The organism is Trichocoleus sp. AS-A1 (assembly GCF_039962015.1).
Taxonomy (GTDB): domain Bacteria; phylum Cyanobacteriota; class Cyanobacteriia; order Cyanobacteriales; family FACHB-T130; genus FACHB-T130.
On sequence record NZ_JAMPKG010000017.1, the window covers coordinates 1 to 13,563 of the forward strand.

The 13,563-nt window shown below is 45.2% G+C and carries 12 protein-coding genes and 2 pseudogenes; 10 read left to right on the forward strand and 4 right to left on the reverse strand.

What is annotated here, in order from left to right:
- Both NC994_RS14300 and NC994_RS14305 read left to right on the forward strand, forming a co-directional pair.
- A partial coding sequence (locus tag NC994_RS14300) for a transposase (RefSeq protein WP_347276931.1) occupies positions 1 to 507 on the forward strand: 507 nt, incomplete at its 5' end.
- A 106-nt stretch (positions 508 to 613) separates the two neighbouring features.
- Positions 614 to 2,398, forward strand: a complete 1,785-nt coding sequence (locus tag NC994_RS14305; RefSeq protein WP_190432910.1) for an ABC transporter ATP-binding protein — start codon at positions 614 to 616, stop codon at positions 2,396 to 2,398.
- A gap of 90 nt (positions 2,399 to 2,488) precedes the next feature.
- On the opposite strand, the gene NC994_RS14310 is transcribed toward NC994_RS14305, so the two are convergent.
- Positions 2,489 to 3,892 carry a sugar porter family MFS transporter gene (locus NC994_RS14310; RefSeq protein ID WP_190432911.1) on the reverse strand — a complete coding sequence of 468 codons (1,404 nt, stop codon included), beginning with the start codon at positions 3,890 to 3,892 and terminating at the stop codon, positions 2,489 to 2,491.
- Positions 3,893 to 3,941: 49 nt separating this feature from the next.
- Between NC994_RS14310 and NC994_RS14315 the strand changes: the two genes are divergently transcribed.
- Positions 3,942 to 4,130 (forward strand): hypothetical protein, encoded by a 189-nt coding sequence (locus tag NC994_RS14315; RefSeq protein WP_190429758.1) that lies wholly within the window; start codon positions 3,942 to 3,944, stop codon positions 4,128 to 4,130.
- Between the two features lie 633 nt (positions 4,131 to 4,763).
- The gene (locus tag NC994_RS14320; protein ID WP_190432912.1) at positions 4,764 to 5,963 is read left to right on the forward strand and encodes a PEP-CTERM sorting domain-containing protein; all 1,200 of its coding nucleotides are present in this window, start codon (positions 4,764 to 4,766) and stop codon (positions 5,961 to 5,963) included.
- Positions 5,964 to 6,061: 98 nt separating this feature from the next.
- Here the strand turns inward: NC994_RS14320 and NC994_RS14325 are convergent, their stop codons facing one another.
- Together NC994_RS14325 and NC994_RS14330 are read right to left on the reverse strand one after the other, a co-directional pair.
- Positions 6,062 to 6,202: a hypothetical protein gene (locus NC994_RS14325; RefSeq protein WP_190667669.1), complete on the reverse strand. Its 141-nt coding sequence runs from the start codon at positions 6,200 to 6,202 to the stop codon at positions 6,062 to 6,064.
- A 52-nt stretch (positions 6,203 to 6,254) separates the two neighbouring features.
- A complete protein-coding gene (locus tag NC994_RS14330) occupies positions 6,255 to 6,863 on the reverse strand; it encodes a DVUA0089 family protein (protein ID WP_190432913.1) in 609 nt (202 codons plus the stop codon).
- Positions 6,864 to 7,710: 847 nt separating this feature from the next.
- Here NC994_RS14330 and NC994_RS14335 point away from each other — a divergent pair.
- The 4 genes from NC994_RS14335 to NC994_RS14350 all read left to right on the forward strand — a co-directional run bounded on the left by NC994_RS14335 (position 7,711) and on the right by NC994_RS14350 (position 11,374).
- Positions 7,711 to 8,961, forward strand: a complete 1,251-nt coding sequence (locus NC994_RS14335; RefSeq protein ID WP_190432914.1) for a glycoside hydrolase family 10 protein — start codon at positions 7,711 to 7,713, stop codon at positions 8,959 to 8,961.
- Between the two features lie 509 nt (positions 8,962 to 9,470).
- Entirely contained in the window at positions 9,471 to 10,064 is a 594-nt protein-coding gene (locus tag NC994_RS14340) for an HPP family protein (protein ID WP_190412428.1), read from the forward strand.
- 294 nt (positions 10,065 to 10,358) lie between these two features.
- A complete protein-coding gene (locus NC994_RS14345; RefSeq protein ID WP_190432915.1) occupies positions 10,359 to 11,222 on the forward strand; it encodes a neutral zinc metallopeptidase in 864 nt (287 codons plus the stop codon).
- Positions 11,192 to 11,374, forward strand: coding sequence for a hypothetical protein (locus NC994_RS14350; protein WP_190432917.1), 183 nt, complete (start codon positions 11,192 to 11,194; stop codon positions 11,372 to 11,374). The genes NC994_RS14345 and NC994_RS14350 overlap by 31 nt, the downstream gene beginning before the upstream one ends.
- A gap of 151 nt (positions 11,375 to 11,525) precedes the next feature.
- Here NC994_RS14350 and NC994_RS14355 read toward each other — a convergent pair whose 3' ends face one another.
- Positions 11,526 to 12,518, reverse strand: coding sequence for a Rieske 2Fe-2S domain-containing protein (locus tag NC994_RS14355; protein WP_190432925.1), 993 nt, complete (start codon positions 12,516 to 12,518; stop codon positions 11,526 to 11,528).
- A gap of 52 nt (positions 12,519 to 12,570) precedes the next feature.
- Between NC994_RS14355 and NC994_RS14360 the strand changes: the two are divergent.
- Positions 12,571 to 13,173, forward strand: a pseudogene (locus NC994_RS14360) (TetR/AcrR family transcriptional regulator); the annotation flags it as partial.
- 57 nt (positions 13,174 to 13,230) lie between these two features.
- Positions 13,231 to 13,335: pseudogene (locus NC994_RS14365) on the forward strand (TetR/AcrR family transcriptional regulator); the annotation flags it as partial.
- Between the last annotated feature and the right edge of the window lie 228 nt (positions 13,336 to 13,563).

The following is a 13,563-nucleotide window of genomic DNA, read 5'->3' on the forward strand; positions in this document are numbered from 1 at the left end:
ACAACTGACCCAGAAACTATGCCGGAGAATTCTACTTCTTTCGTAATGACAAATCTTCAAGGTAATCTCAAGAAAACTTTAGGCGACTTATATGGATTAAGAACCTGGGTAGAATATGGTTTCCGACAGTGTAAACAGGAACTAGGTTGGACAGATTATCGGTTCACGAATTTTCAACATATTGAGAGGTGGTGGGAAATTATTTTTTGTGTTTATACAATGATTAGCTTCAACTCTCCAGCATTTTTAAGATTAAAACAATCTCGTCAAATTGAGACTGAGGTACAAGAAAATCAGAAGATTAATTTTTCTAATCATCAACAATGGAATCATCAATGTGGATGGAAGAATACTTTAAATAATCTCCGTCTAATTATCCAACCACTTTTGCTATTTTGGTTGATTTATCCCTGGCTAGATATTTTACCCAATTCTAAGTTATTGCTGGGATTTAATCATTTAATTGCTGCAATGAATCAATTTAAACCCGGTTTGGCTTCTGGATAATTTAACTGATTTACTACTTGCTTCCCCGGAAAGTGACAGAAAAGGGATAAAAGAACAGAAAAGTTGACGAAGTGTATCGTTAAGAAGTTAGTTGTAAGGAGTAGTAATGAGAGTCCCAGGTCCCGTTGTCGCATCCGAGCAAAAAGCAACTCACCAACTCTCAACCCTGCGGCGCTTTTTACGATATCTCAGACCCTATCGGAAAGAAATTCCCATTGCCTTAACCTTAGTAGCGATTGGGGCTGCAACGCAATCCATTGGCCCCTTCTTGATTGGTTGGTCTATTGACAATCTGATTACGCGGGGAAATCTGCGGGGATTGTTATTGATGTTGGGGGTACTGGGACTGATCTACATCCTCGGTGTTTGGGCAATTCGAGGACAGATTATGCGCGTGGGTTCGATCGTGCAGCGCGTACTGGCTCAACTGCGGCAAGATATTTTTATCAAAATCCAAAGCCTTCCGATCAGCTTTTTCGATCGCAGCGAAGCGGGTGATTTGATGAGCCGCTTGCTGAATGATGTGAATACAGTGAATCAAGCATTTGGACAGACGATTGCCCAAATGTTGGGCAACACGTTCAGCTTAATTGGCATTATTATTGCCATGCTCTCAATCGATCTGAAACTTGGTTTGCTGAGCAATTTAGCGGTGCCATTGATGATTTTCACGACTGGCTTGTTTTCCCGCTGGGCAAGAGCGAGATTTCGCGTCACGCGGCAGACAATCGGCGATCTTTCCGCCAAGCTAGAAGAAGGGATCAGCAGTGTCCGGGAAGCACAAGCATTTAATCGCATCCAACTCAATATTGAAGAGTTTGATGTTGTCAACGCAGCCAATCGCGATGCCAACGTTGAAGCAGTGGCAATTACGGCTGCATTTTTGCCGTCGATTGACTTTCTCAATACATTAGCTACCGCCGCAGTGCTGGCGTATGGAGGCTATCTGGCGGTAACAGGAGCCGCAACTGTGGGGGTGGTGACTTCCTTTTTACTCTACGTTCAGCAGTTCTTTCGCCCTATCCAAATTCTCAGCCAGTTTTACACCCAAGCTCAATCGGCGATGGCAGGTTTGGAGCGGATTTTTCTGCTATTAGATGAACCTTCGCAACTGAATGATGCACCGAATGCGACTGAGATGCCGCCTATTCAGGGTGAGGTGCGATTTGAAGCGGTGACATTTGGCTATACCCCTACTCAACTCGTACTCAAAGGGGTGAATCTGCACGCTCAACCGGGACAGATGATTGCATTGGTGGGACCAACTGGAGCGGGTAAAAGTACGATTATTAACTTGATTCTGCGCTTCTACGATGTGTCTGGCGGCGCAGTTAAAATTGATGGGATTGATGTGCGGAGCGTGACGCAGGCGAGTTTGCGCCGTCAAATTGGCATTGTTTTACAAGACAATATTTTGTTTAGCGGTACAGTTGCAGAAAATATTGCTTTCGGCTGTCCCCACGCCACGCAAGCCGATATTGAAGCAGCGGCGCAATTAGCCAATGTGCATGAATTTATCATTTCCTTGCCGCAAGGATACGCGACTCAATTGGGAGAACGGGGTGCGCCTCTGAGCCAAGGACAGCGCCAGCTGGTAAGTATTGCGCGTGCTGTATTAATTAACCCCCGAATTTTGATTCTGGATGAAGCTACCAGTAGTATTGATACTCGCACAGAAGCGCTGGTGCAGGATGCGATCGCGCGTCTACTCCAAAGTCGCACCAGCTTTGTGATTGCCCACCGCCTCAGTACAGTAACGCAAGCCGATCAAGTGTTAGTGATTCAGCAAGGACAAATTGTGGAACGAGGTACTCACGCAGAACTCATCGCTCAACAAGGTGTCTATGCCAATCTCTATGCACTTCAACTGGGTGCAAATTCTACTCAATAGGGTGGTGCAAGGATGCTGGTTAAAACTTAGCGCGATCGCACTCTGCTCAATTACCGCCGATAACCAAAGAACCTGCGGTGAAAGTCGATACTACACCATTTCCTCTAGTTCTTTACCCTTGGTTTCTTTAATCAGCAGCAGCACGAAGAACAAGGAAATCGCCGCAGCAGTCGCATACAAGCCATAGGCAAAGCCTAAACCCACATCCTTGAGAGGGGGAAAGGTCGTGGACACCGCAAAGTTGGCAATCCACTGAGCCGCAGCAGCGACGGATAGTGCCGCCCCGCGAATCCGATTGTTAAACATCTCCCCTAGCATCACCCAAACGACGGGTCCCCAAGAGAAGCCGAAGCAGAAGACGTAGAGGTTAGCAGCTAGCAAGGCAATGATGCCAGAGTTTCCGGTTAGGGAGGGGTTCCCGGCGGCATCTAGGGGCGCACTGCCAAAAGTTGCCGCCAGCGTTCCTAGGGTAAGAGTCATGCCCAGAGAACCCAGGATCAGCAGAGGTTTGCGTCCAAACTTGTCCACGAAAGCGATCGCGACTAGCGTTGTCACAATATTGGTGATACTGGTAATCACCGTAATCCACAGCGAATCCTTCTCGGAAAAGCCTACCGCCTGCCACAGGACGCTGCTGTAGTAGAAAATCACGTTAATTCCTACCAACTGTTGCAGAATAGATAACCCAATACCAACCCAGACTATCGTGAGTAAGCCATGCCGACCCATGAGATCGGACAGTTGAGGTTTGCGCTCCCGCGATACCGTCTGCCGAATCTCCTGTACTTTAGCCTCAACATCTCCACCCAAAACCTTTGCCAAAACCGAAGCCGCTTCTGCGTCCCGTCCTTGAGCCACCAAGTAGCGGGGTGATTCTGGAATCCTCAGTGCGCCTATTCCATAGGCAATGGCAGGTGGGATCTCAGTCCAGAACATCCAACGCCAAGCAGGTATCCCGAACCAGAAGGGCGCTTCGGCGGAACCCGCAGCGACAGCGATGAAGTAGTCGCACAGCAAGGCGATGAAGATCCCGGTCACGATCGCAAGTTGTTGCAGAGAACCCAGGCGTCCGCGCAGGTGTGCAGGGGAGACTTCAGCAATGTAGGCGGGGGCGATAACGCTCGCAGCACCAACTGCTACCCCGCCCACCAATCGCCAAACCATGAAATCCCAAATATTAAAGGCAATACCAGAACCCACGGCGCTGATCAAAAACAGAATAGATGCGACGATCATCGTTTTTACCCGCCCGTAACGATCGGCGATCTGTCCGGCAAAGAAGGCTCCCACCGCCGAACCCAAAAGTGCGGAGGAAACGGCAAATCCCGTTGCCACACTACCGGCTTGAAAATCTTTTCCTAAAGCGGCTACCGCACCATTAATTACGGCAGTATCAAAACCAAATAAAAAGCCGCCAATCGCAGCTACCAGCGCCAGCATCAGCACATAGGATGTGCTGGCTTTAGGCATAACAGGTTTGTTGTGAATAGTCATTTGTTAATCTCTAAGTCAAACGCAAATGCAAAGCTAAATTGATTTCGATTTGCTCATCCATACAAACTTTGAAACGCAAAGCCTGCCAAGCGATAGCCAGCAACCTATCGTGGTAGCTGTCTATCGCTTGGCGATTACCTCCAGTACGTTGCGCGATCGCTTATGTACTACGGCAATTTCTACTTTTGTGAACTCCGGAGACAACGATCGGATTGTTCTCCTGGTTCAGCTTCGATAGCTAGTCTGTGTTTAATGTGAGAAATGGGATAAACCGGGTTATCAGAAAGATGTAAATTTATTTCTCACCATGAGAACATTGTTTGATCCTACCTTCTGACTAGCATCAATCTTTAGGATTAAACCTACGAAAACGTAAGAAACTGTAAGATTTAGCAAATAAACTTAACATAAATGCCTGATTAAGAGTAAATATCCCAAAATATAGGAGCGTCAGGTTGTAAATAGTATTTAAGAGCGATCGCAAGGAGAGTTATCTAGAAGCAAATTGACAGACTACACGACCTGTGAAAACACATTCATGTACCGGATGCGATCGCAAGTGTCACCGAATCAAATTTCTCTTCACCATCAGTCCGCTCACCAGTGCGTTTTGCGGTAACATTAAGCACTCCCTAGATTGCTGATATCGTTGATTTCAGTTTCATTTCATCCCTAATCGCTCCAAAATCCGTTTGCTGGGCTGAAGGGTGTTCCTCCACCTTACGCCAGTATCCCAAGTTTAATTAATAACCTTTTTCAGTGAAGCTTACACAAAAATACGGTAAATCTTGCGTAAAGCTACGCTTTCACTGACAAATTTGGGGTATTTTTTGTCTAACAGATACAAGTCTAAATCTATGGGAGGAGCCTTATGAAAATTAAAACTTTTACATTTAAACCATTCATCAAGCTACTGAACCTGTCAGCTTTAATCACTTTAAGTACCGCTGCCATTTTAGACCTTGGAGCTTCTGGAGCAGATGCTGCCTTATTAATTGGTAATACTAAAACCAACAATGTAGTGCGTTATGACGATAAGACAGGAAAGTTTTTGGGTGATTTTATTGCCCCTGGTAGTGGTGGCTTATCTAACCCAGATGATTTAGTATTTGGTCCTGATGGAAATCTCTATATCAGCAGTGGTAGTAGTTCTACAGGACAGATATTGCGCTACAACGGCAAGACAGGTGCATTCATCGATATATTTGCTTCAGGGGGAAATCTCACTCGTCCCTATGGTATGGTATTTGGGCCTGATGGCTATCTTTATGTGAGTAGCTTTCTTACAGACACAATCCTACGCTATAACGCTACGACAGGCGCATTTGTAGATGTATTTGCTTCAGGAAATGGCTTACCTGGTGGTTTAAACGGCCCAAATGATTTGTTGTTTACACCTGATGGTAAGTTGCTCGTTTCTACTCAGGGTAGCGTTGCCATTCCTGGTGATGCTAACACAGATGGCATCATTTCACCTGGAGAGTTTGTTCCTGACTTTAGCCAGGGACTTCCCAGTCAAATATTGAGTTATGACATTAAAACAAAACAGTCTACTGTTCTAGTAGATTCAGCTACTCCACTTCCCAACAGTTTTAACTTCGTCAGTTTTTTGGGTCTAGCACTTAGCCCCAAGGGAGATTTGTTCGCAACTGACTTTGCAAATGGACTTCGGGCTTATGACATTAATTCAGGAGCATTAAAAGCGACCATTCCAACTGACTATACTTCAATCCCTGGAGGTTTTAGCAATAACTTTATTGGCAATCTGACTTTCATTGGAAATACCCTCTTTACTGTTGGTTTTGACTTTACCAAAAACGATTATGGAGCGATTCTACGATATGACAGCGTAACAGGGAATGCTCAACCTTCGGCAGGTAATCAAGGTGCAGTCTTTGTCTCAACTAACAGTAATCTTCAGCGTCCAATTGGCATTACATCAATTGCATCTGTACCAGAACCAACAGCTACGATAAGTTTCTTTGCATTTGGTACATTCTGCGCGATCTTTCTCCGGAAGTCCAAGCGGAAAAACCACTGCTTGCACGCAGAAGATACAGTTATCAATTAACGAGATAGTAGCACTCGTGAAGGTATGACAACTGATGTCTTCACGGGCGAATTCAAGTGCCTTCATTTTACGCGATCGCCTTTATGGATGCTGTTGGGTTAAAAATGATTTGCATTTGCACCCAATGGAACTTCGTTTCGAGCATCTTTGAGCAATTCGGCAATTGCAGATAGGTGTTGGGAAGTTAGCGATCGCGCTTTGTGTAAAGTCAAAGTAAAAAACTGCCGTACCTTCATCATGGAAGACAAAGCAGTGAAAAAAATAGGTTTGTAATCAGTAGAGATTGTTATTCTATCCTTTGACTGTAGCTTTCTGTTGGTGTTTGCGCTTCAGTACAGAACCAGCACCTAATCCACTAAGCACTAATAGACCCAAGACAGAACCAGGTTCAGGGACAGAGCTAGTTGGCTGGTTTAGACTGATAGAGTAACTGCCACTGCTTTCCCCATTATTGTTATAAGTAGGGCCAGAGCTGGCAAAGTTGGAAAAGGATGATATTCCTAAGAAGTAGTTACCAGCATCCAGAACCTCGTTGAGAGTGGACTGGAACAAAAATGACGGATAAATCGGCGCAAAAAAAGTATCGTCGTTCTGAGCGAGTAGTGTGCCTGACGAATCAAACAGTTGCAGTATGGTATCGAAGATTGCACCACCAACTGTTGTAGCGTTGAATAACCCGCCGCTCCAAGAGAAAGAGAAAAGGTCGGCATCATTGGATGGAGAGATAGTTCCTTGGATGACATTAATGCCCTCGCCAACATTTTGGGCAGTATTTAAAGTCTGACCTGCATCGCCGGATTCAAAAAAAGTCGCAGCCTGTGCCGTTCCCCCTATTCCCACAATAAGTGCGGCTCCGACGGTAGTTATCGATAATTTATTCAGCAAAGTTGAGGTATTCATAAAATTCGTTACTTCAAAAAAATTGAAGTTGATAGTGTAGATATTGATGTGAAATTTACTGGGGCGATCGCTTCATTCCGCTTGCAGCAATCCATGCGAACTCTTTCCTTACCTCCAAAAAGTTGTTGAAGGGTAAGGGCGATCGCCTGAATTTTCGTATCTGTCTATAGCCGATGAAAGTTATTTAAGTAGAGCTTTAACTTGCTCTTGAATATTGAGTTTTTGCTTGATTGCTTGTTGAGTAAACTATGGCGTACTTTCCCTAACAGCTGCAATGTTTTTCGCGCATCTTTACCGAAAAATTACATACTTGCATATAGGTTTTGACTATACACACGCGAATTATTTAGCCCAATGGCAAGCTCCACAAGGCTTTTATGCGTGTTAATATTTAGGACTTTGATAGGAAAATTTAAAGTTTATGTGAAGTCTCAGTAAAAACTCGTAGTTTAGGCAAGCGCACTTTAATGTATTTACTGAGCGGGGCGACCGCACATAAACCCTCACTCGCCTTTCTAGCGGGATCGTGTAAGACAAGGATGATGTAAACAGCAGGCGCGATCGCACTTACGGAGCGAGTTGGAACAAAAACGATAGCTCCAACTGCCTCTGGGAAAGGATTTAGATGAAGGCGATCGCTAATAATAATGTTTGATAGAGCGTAGTCCGTAATTCTACTTAGGATATCCTGACGCTTCAGCTTTGCTAATACAACAATTCAAGATTACTGATTGAATGATTCCTGTTAACAATCAATTTTTCAGTAGATATAAATACCTGTAAACTATTAATCGTTCATTTCATCACTAGGCTAAGCGATCGGATAGCTAACTTATCATTCAAACTTATGAAATTGCATTTCATCCCTAGAGGTTGGTGGCGATCGCTCAAGTATCTCTTGTTACTGTTTCTGGCATCATTCATCACAGTATTGCTGGCTGGCAACCCCATCTCTGCGATCGCGCAAAGCCCAATGCCACCAGAAGCAATCGAGCAAATCCCAACACCAGAAGCCACCCCTCAGAAACGTTTTCAGGAAATTCGCGGGGTTTGGATGACCAACAATGACAATAAAATCCTCAGAGATCGCCCCAAGCTGCAAAATGCTGTCAGTCAACTGGCGCAGCTAAACTTCAACACGATCTATCCTGTAGTGTGGAATTCTGGCTATACGCTTTACGAGAGTGCCATAGCAGAACGGGAAGGCATTCAATCTTCTGTCAGCAAAGGTCTACAGGGACAAGATATCATCGCTGACTTAATTGCCCAAGCCCATCGCCAAGGCTTGCTAGTGATTCCCTGGTTTGAGTTCGGTTTCATGGCTCCCCCGCTCTCGGAACTGACATCAAATCATCCTAATTGGATTACGCAACGGCGGGATGGTAGCCAAACTTGGATTGGCGCTGCGGGTGAGGTTGTGTGGCTTAATCCCTTCCATCCAGAGGTGCAGCAATTTATCACCGATCTGGTGCTGGAAGTCGTCACTAAATATGATGCCGATGGTATTCAGTTTGACGATCACACCAGTTTGCCCAATGAATTTGGCTACGATCGCTACACGCTTGCCTTGTACAAACAGGAAACTAAGAAAGATGCGCCTTCCAATCCCAAAGATCCTGCATGGGTGCGCTGGCGTGCAGATAAAATTACGGCATTCATGACACAACTCAATAAAGCTGTAAAAGAGAGAAAAACCAACGCAATTTTCTCCGTTGCTCCTAATCCCTACGTCACTGCTTACAATACTTATCTGCAAGATTGGTTGAATTGGGTGCGAAAAGATATTGTGGACGAGTTAATTGTGCAAGTTTATCGTCCCAATCTGCAAAGTTTTCTCGACCAGCTGACCCGCCCGGAAATTCAAGAAGTGCAACAAAAAATTCCAACTGGAGTTGGTGTTCTCACAGGCTTGAGAAATAAGCCTGTTTCGATGCGACTGATTCAATCTAAAGTACGGGCAGCTCGCGATCGCGGCTTAGGCGTAACTTTCTTCTATTATGAAAGCCTTTGGGACGATGCACCAGAACCCAGAGCAGAACGGCAATCTAATTTTCAAAATCTCTTCAACTTCCCGGCTTCCCGCTTTGCGATCAGATAACTTGGGGATCCTTAACTAAGCGATAGCTTCGCTTGCGCCAAGGGCGAACGCGTGCTTCTCCTCTATGCACTAAAAATTCATCTATCCGAGCGATCGCCTGCGTGAATGAAGCAAGCGATCGTTTTTTGCTGTCAACGTATCAATAAAACTGATTACTTAAATTGCTTATTCTTATGAATTAGAGGTTCCATTTTGATCGCGGAAAAGATAAGGTTGATGTAATGTTAAAATTTCATGACATTTGTTAACGCAGGAGAATATTTTTCATGTTAGATGAGGTTTTTTGTCATGCTTCTGCTCCTATGAAAGCGAATTATGGCATCAATAGCCTCTTTCCGTAGATTGAATAACAGCATTTAAGTTTGCTATAGCAATACAGTTAAATTGCATAATTTATATATTTATCTGAATCATAGCTTGCAAATTTTAGATAAATTTGCAAGCCACTCGGAGTGCTTTTTCATGACTAATTTTACTGAATTTACTTTCTTTTTAAAACAAAAATAACGATGAGAAGTTATCTGCCTAAAGGGCGAAATTATCGCACCATTCTGCCTCAGTTAAATTACAAAAGTATTCGTTTGAGAGTAGACAATTACTGCTTAAAAATACGCGGTAGTAAACGTGCAGTTCCTTTAGAGAGACCCGATCATAGGCATATTCTGTGGAGTTCGCTGGGTAGTTTCATCGGCATTGCAGCCACAGCTTATTTATCGGTGAAAACTGGCGCTCCTCTACTAATGGCTCCCTTTGGTGCTACCAGCGTCTTGATTTTTGGTGTACCTGATAGTCCCTTAGCACAACCGCGTAATGTAATCGGCGGTAATTTTATCGCGGCTCTAGTTAGCTTGACGATTTTGCATCTTTTTGGTGCGGAACCCTGGGCGATGGGAATGGCTGTGGCAACTGCTATTGGCATGATGCAGTTCACAGGGACATTGCATCCACCTTCGGGAGCTGTTGCATTAGTCGTAATGATGACGAAGGCACAGTGGCAGTTTCTGCTAACCCCGGCACTTGAAGGTTCTATTATTTTGGTACTCTGTGCAGTAGTTTTTAACAATCTTGCTCAAGACAGGACGTATCCTAAGCACTGGTTTTGAGCAGTCTGAATCTCTACATGAGTAGTGGTAGGAAGGGTCGGGTTAAGTAAGGATCGGAGGTTGATTAACCTCCGATTTTTTGCGTAGGGGCTTTTCTTGTGCCATTCTTCTACTGTTTGACCCTAAGATAGCCTTCCCTAAGAAGGATCGTCTATAAATCAGCGCCGTCCCTCTGGCAGAGGATCTAGATGAAGGCGATCGCTAATATTTGTAGTGGGTTGTGGAAAGTCTGGGTTAGGTGAAATAGCACTTTACTTACTTCTGCTGGGTTGAGTAGTTTGGAGACTTGAAGCTATGCGCTGGGAATTCGGTCGTAAAAGCAGCAACGTTGAGGACAGACGCGGGGGTGGGGTTTCTGGGCCTGTGGTAGGGGGCGGGATTGGGACAATCCTTCTGGCAGTGATTGTTGCTCTCTTGGGGGGCGATCCCGGTGCAGTGTTGCAACAAGGACAAGAACCAGCGCCAAGCGATCGCACTTCTTCCCAGTCTCCTCGAACACAATCATCTGCTGCGAACGATCGCATGGCTGATTTCGTTTCGGTTGTCTTGGCGGATACGGAAGATACATGGGGTACGCTGTTTCGCCAAAACGGAGAAAACTATGTCGAGCCGAAGTTAGTTCTCTTCTCAAATTCGGTACAGTCGGCTTGTGGTTCTGCAAGTTCGGCAGTTGGGCCATTTTATTGCCCCGCCGATCAAAAAGTCTACATTGACTTAAGTTTCTATCAGGATTTGAAGTATAAGCTCAACGCACCCGGAGACTTTGCCCAAGCGTATGTAATTGCTCACGAGGTTGGGCATCATGTGCAGAATTTAATGGGAATTTCGAGTAAAGTTCGTACATTACAGCGTCAAGCTAGTCGCGCTGAGGCGAATCAACTTTCAGTCAGGTTGGAGTTACAAGCAGACTGTTTTGCTGGCATCTGGGCGCATCATGCCAATCGTTCCCGACAAATTCTGGAGGAAGGCGACGTTGAGGAAGCGCTGAATGCTGCTAGCAGTATTGGCGACGATCGCTTGCAGAGTCAGTCTAAAGGGCATGTTGTCCCGGATTCTTTTACTCACGGTAGTTCAGCGCAGCGAGTCCGCTGGTTCAAGCGGGGGATTCAGACAGGCGAACCTGCACAATGCAATACCTTTGCAGCAGCAAATCCCTAGCAAAATATGGTGTTGGAAGTATAGTAGGAAGCGATCGCATTCTTGATGAAGCTAGAGCGATCGCTATATTTTATTCATGGTTGCGATCGCCTGCCAATCCCAAAATTTCTCATATTGGATTTAACCGTTGCTCGGGTCTTTGGATGGCTTAGAGTCGGTTGATAAGTGATGAATGCGTTAATATGTGCGATCGCACTCAACAAACACAAGATAAATGCGATTGCGTCTTCACCTCCACTTGCGATCGCAATGGGGTGATGCTCAAACGAAAAGTTACCATAATATTGAAGAAGTATCCGCCGTCTACTTTGAAAGATTAGGTTCTACAACATTTGGGAAACTTTGAAAATTGCGCCGCACCCAGTCCATACCCACCTCATTATTGAGTTTAATTTTCTGAGGCGTATTTGGATAAATCTTACCCAAAATCTCAGCATCTTGATCGACTACTACCTTGCCAAACTTGAGATATGTCCTGCCAAATAGCTTAAAAGCAGGGTACTTGGCTTGACCAAATAGCAAAATGTAAGTCCTTGTGCGGTTCTCGGCTTCTGGGACAAAGATGTGACACTGGACTGCTTTACCTAATGGCATTTCACCATGAAAAATCACGAGAGATGGGAAGTGGTTTTCCAGGTGGGCTTTGATAGTGGTCGGGAGTAGGAATAAATCGAGTTTTCTCAGCTTTTCTGCCAAGCTGTAAGGGGCGGTAGGCAGATCATAAAACGCATGGGAATGATGCCCATTGTCAATAAATTGATGAAATTCCACATTGGTAACTCGGAATAATTCCTGGTGAGTACCGTTTTGGTGATTATAGTCGTGCATATTCAGCAACATAGTCAGCAAATCGGTCTCTACACTTGTATCTGCGGTATGCCCGACAAAGTAGTAGGTATCTGCAATGTCATTCAGGACTGCGGGAATCGGCACTTTTGGCTCGTATCCGCCGTAAGACCAGATGAAATCTCCTTGAATTGTTAACTCTAACGGTTTCAGTTGAGGCAACGTTTTCTTTTCTGTTCCCGGCAAAACGGTGCATCCTTCTGAATCAAACGGCAAGGCATGAAACGGGCAGACGACAGTACTCGTACCATCCGTGTGTGCTTCGCACCATCCTTCTGACAACATTGCTCCCATGTGAGGACAGGCATTGGGCAGGGCATGGATTCCTCCAGCAGCGTCTTTCCACATCACATAATCATTACCATACAGAGAAATCTTCCGAGGTTGGTTCACTACCAACATCGACTTGTGCGCCAACAACCAAGGCGCACCGAAAAGCATAGACTGCATAATGTTCTCCGGTAGAGATAAAATTGTGAATAATCCGTCGTGTTTTCAGAATATGACAGAATATTCACATTCGTCAAGAAGTCTGCGCCGTCAACCCAAACAGCAGCGAGGTAAAGAACGGGTCGAAAAAATCTTGGATGCAGCAGCGGCAGTGTTTGACGAAGTGGGCTATGAAGCGGCAACCACCCATCTGATTGCAGCCAAAGCGGGGACGGCAATTGGGTCTTTGTATCAGTTTTTTCCCGATAAAGCTGCCATTTTTAAGGCGATGGAATTACGCCATACCGAGCGGGTTAAGGCCTTGTGGTCAAGCGCAGATACACCAGAGATGGTTCGATTACCACTCCGACAGATGATCAAGGGATTGGTCAGCGCGATCGCAGAGATGTTTGAACAGCCTGTTTCACGGGTGGTGTTTGTGCAGTTTTTTATATCCCGCGAAATTTTCCAGTCGATCGATGAAAGCATGACCCAGGAAGCAATTGACTTTATGGCTGGTCTCTTAAAGCAAAGAAATTCGGCATTAAGTAAGGCGCAATGTAGTCTATTGGCAGAGGTTTGCGTCCACAGCAGTAATGCTGTCATTCTGTCGGCACTTCGGAACCCAGATCAACAACATCGTCAAGAGTTGGTGCAGCAGATTGAGGACTTGTTGGTGTCATATTTAGAGCCGTATGTAGGGAACGCTCAGTTGGACAATGTAATGAAAGTAATGAAGTGTCTCCATTGTCAATCGGAGCAGCTATCTAAAAACGGGTATCGAAGGGGGAAGCAGTGCTATCGCTGTAAGGAATGTGGGAAACAGTTTGTGGAGAATTCTCAGCGTTTCTGACCCCCGTTCGCTAGCAGTATCAATCGCCCTGACTTCACACCCAAAAAAAGCGATCGCTTTCTTTATTCATGGTTGCGAATCGCCACCAATCCCCAAATTCCTCACCGTTGAGCAGGTCTGTGGATGGCTTAAAGTAGATTGATGCGTGATGAATGCATCAATATGGGCGATCGCACTAACAGACACCTACTATTAAAAGCAACCTACGGCAAA

Coding starts and splice junctions, on each gene's coding strand:
- NC994_RS14305 (WP_190432910.1), top strand. CDS start 614: ATGAGAGTCCCAGGTCCCGTTGTCGCATCCGAGCAAAAAGCAACTCAC.
- NC994_RS14355 (WP_190432925.1), bottom strand. CDS start 12,518: ATGCAGTCTATGCTTTTCGGTGCGCCTTGGTTGTTGGCGCACAAGTCG.
- NC994_RS14320 (WP_190432912.1), top strand. CDS start 4,764: ATGAAAATTAAAACTTTTACATTTAAACCATTCATCAAGCTACTGAAC.
- NC994_RS14330 (WP_190432913.1), bottom strand. CDS start 6,863: ATGAATACCTCAACTTTGCTGAATAAATTATCGATAACTACCGTCGGA.
- NC994_RS14350 (WP_190432917.1), top strand. CDS start 11,192: ATGCAATACCTTTGCAGCAGCAAATCCCTAGCAAAATATGGTGTTGGA.
- NC994_RS14345 (WP_190432915.1), top strand. CDS start 10,359: ATGCGCTGGGAATTCGGTCGTAAAAGCAGCAACGTTGAGGACAGACGC.
- NC994_RS14340 (WP_190412428.1), top strand. CDS start 9,471: ATGAGAAGTTATCTGCCTAAAGGGCGAAATTATCGCACCATTCTGCCT.
- NC994_RS14325 (WP_190667669.1), bottom strand. CDS start 6,202: ATGATGAAGGTACGGCAGTTTTTTACTTTGACTTTACACAAAGCGCGA.
- NC994_RS14335 (WP_190432914.1), top strand. CDS start 7,711: ATGAAATTGCATTTCATCCCTAGAGGTTGGTGGCGATCGCTCAAGTAT.
- NC994_RS14310 (WP_190432911.1), bottom strand. CDS start 3,892: ATGACTATTCACAACAAACCTGTTATGCCTAAAGCCAGCACATCCTAT.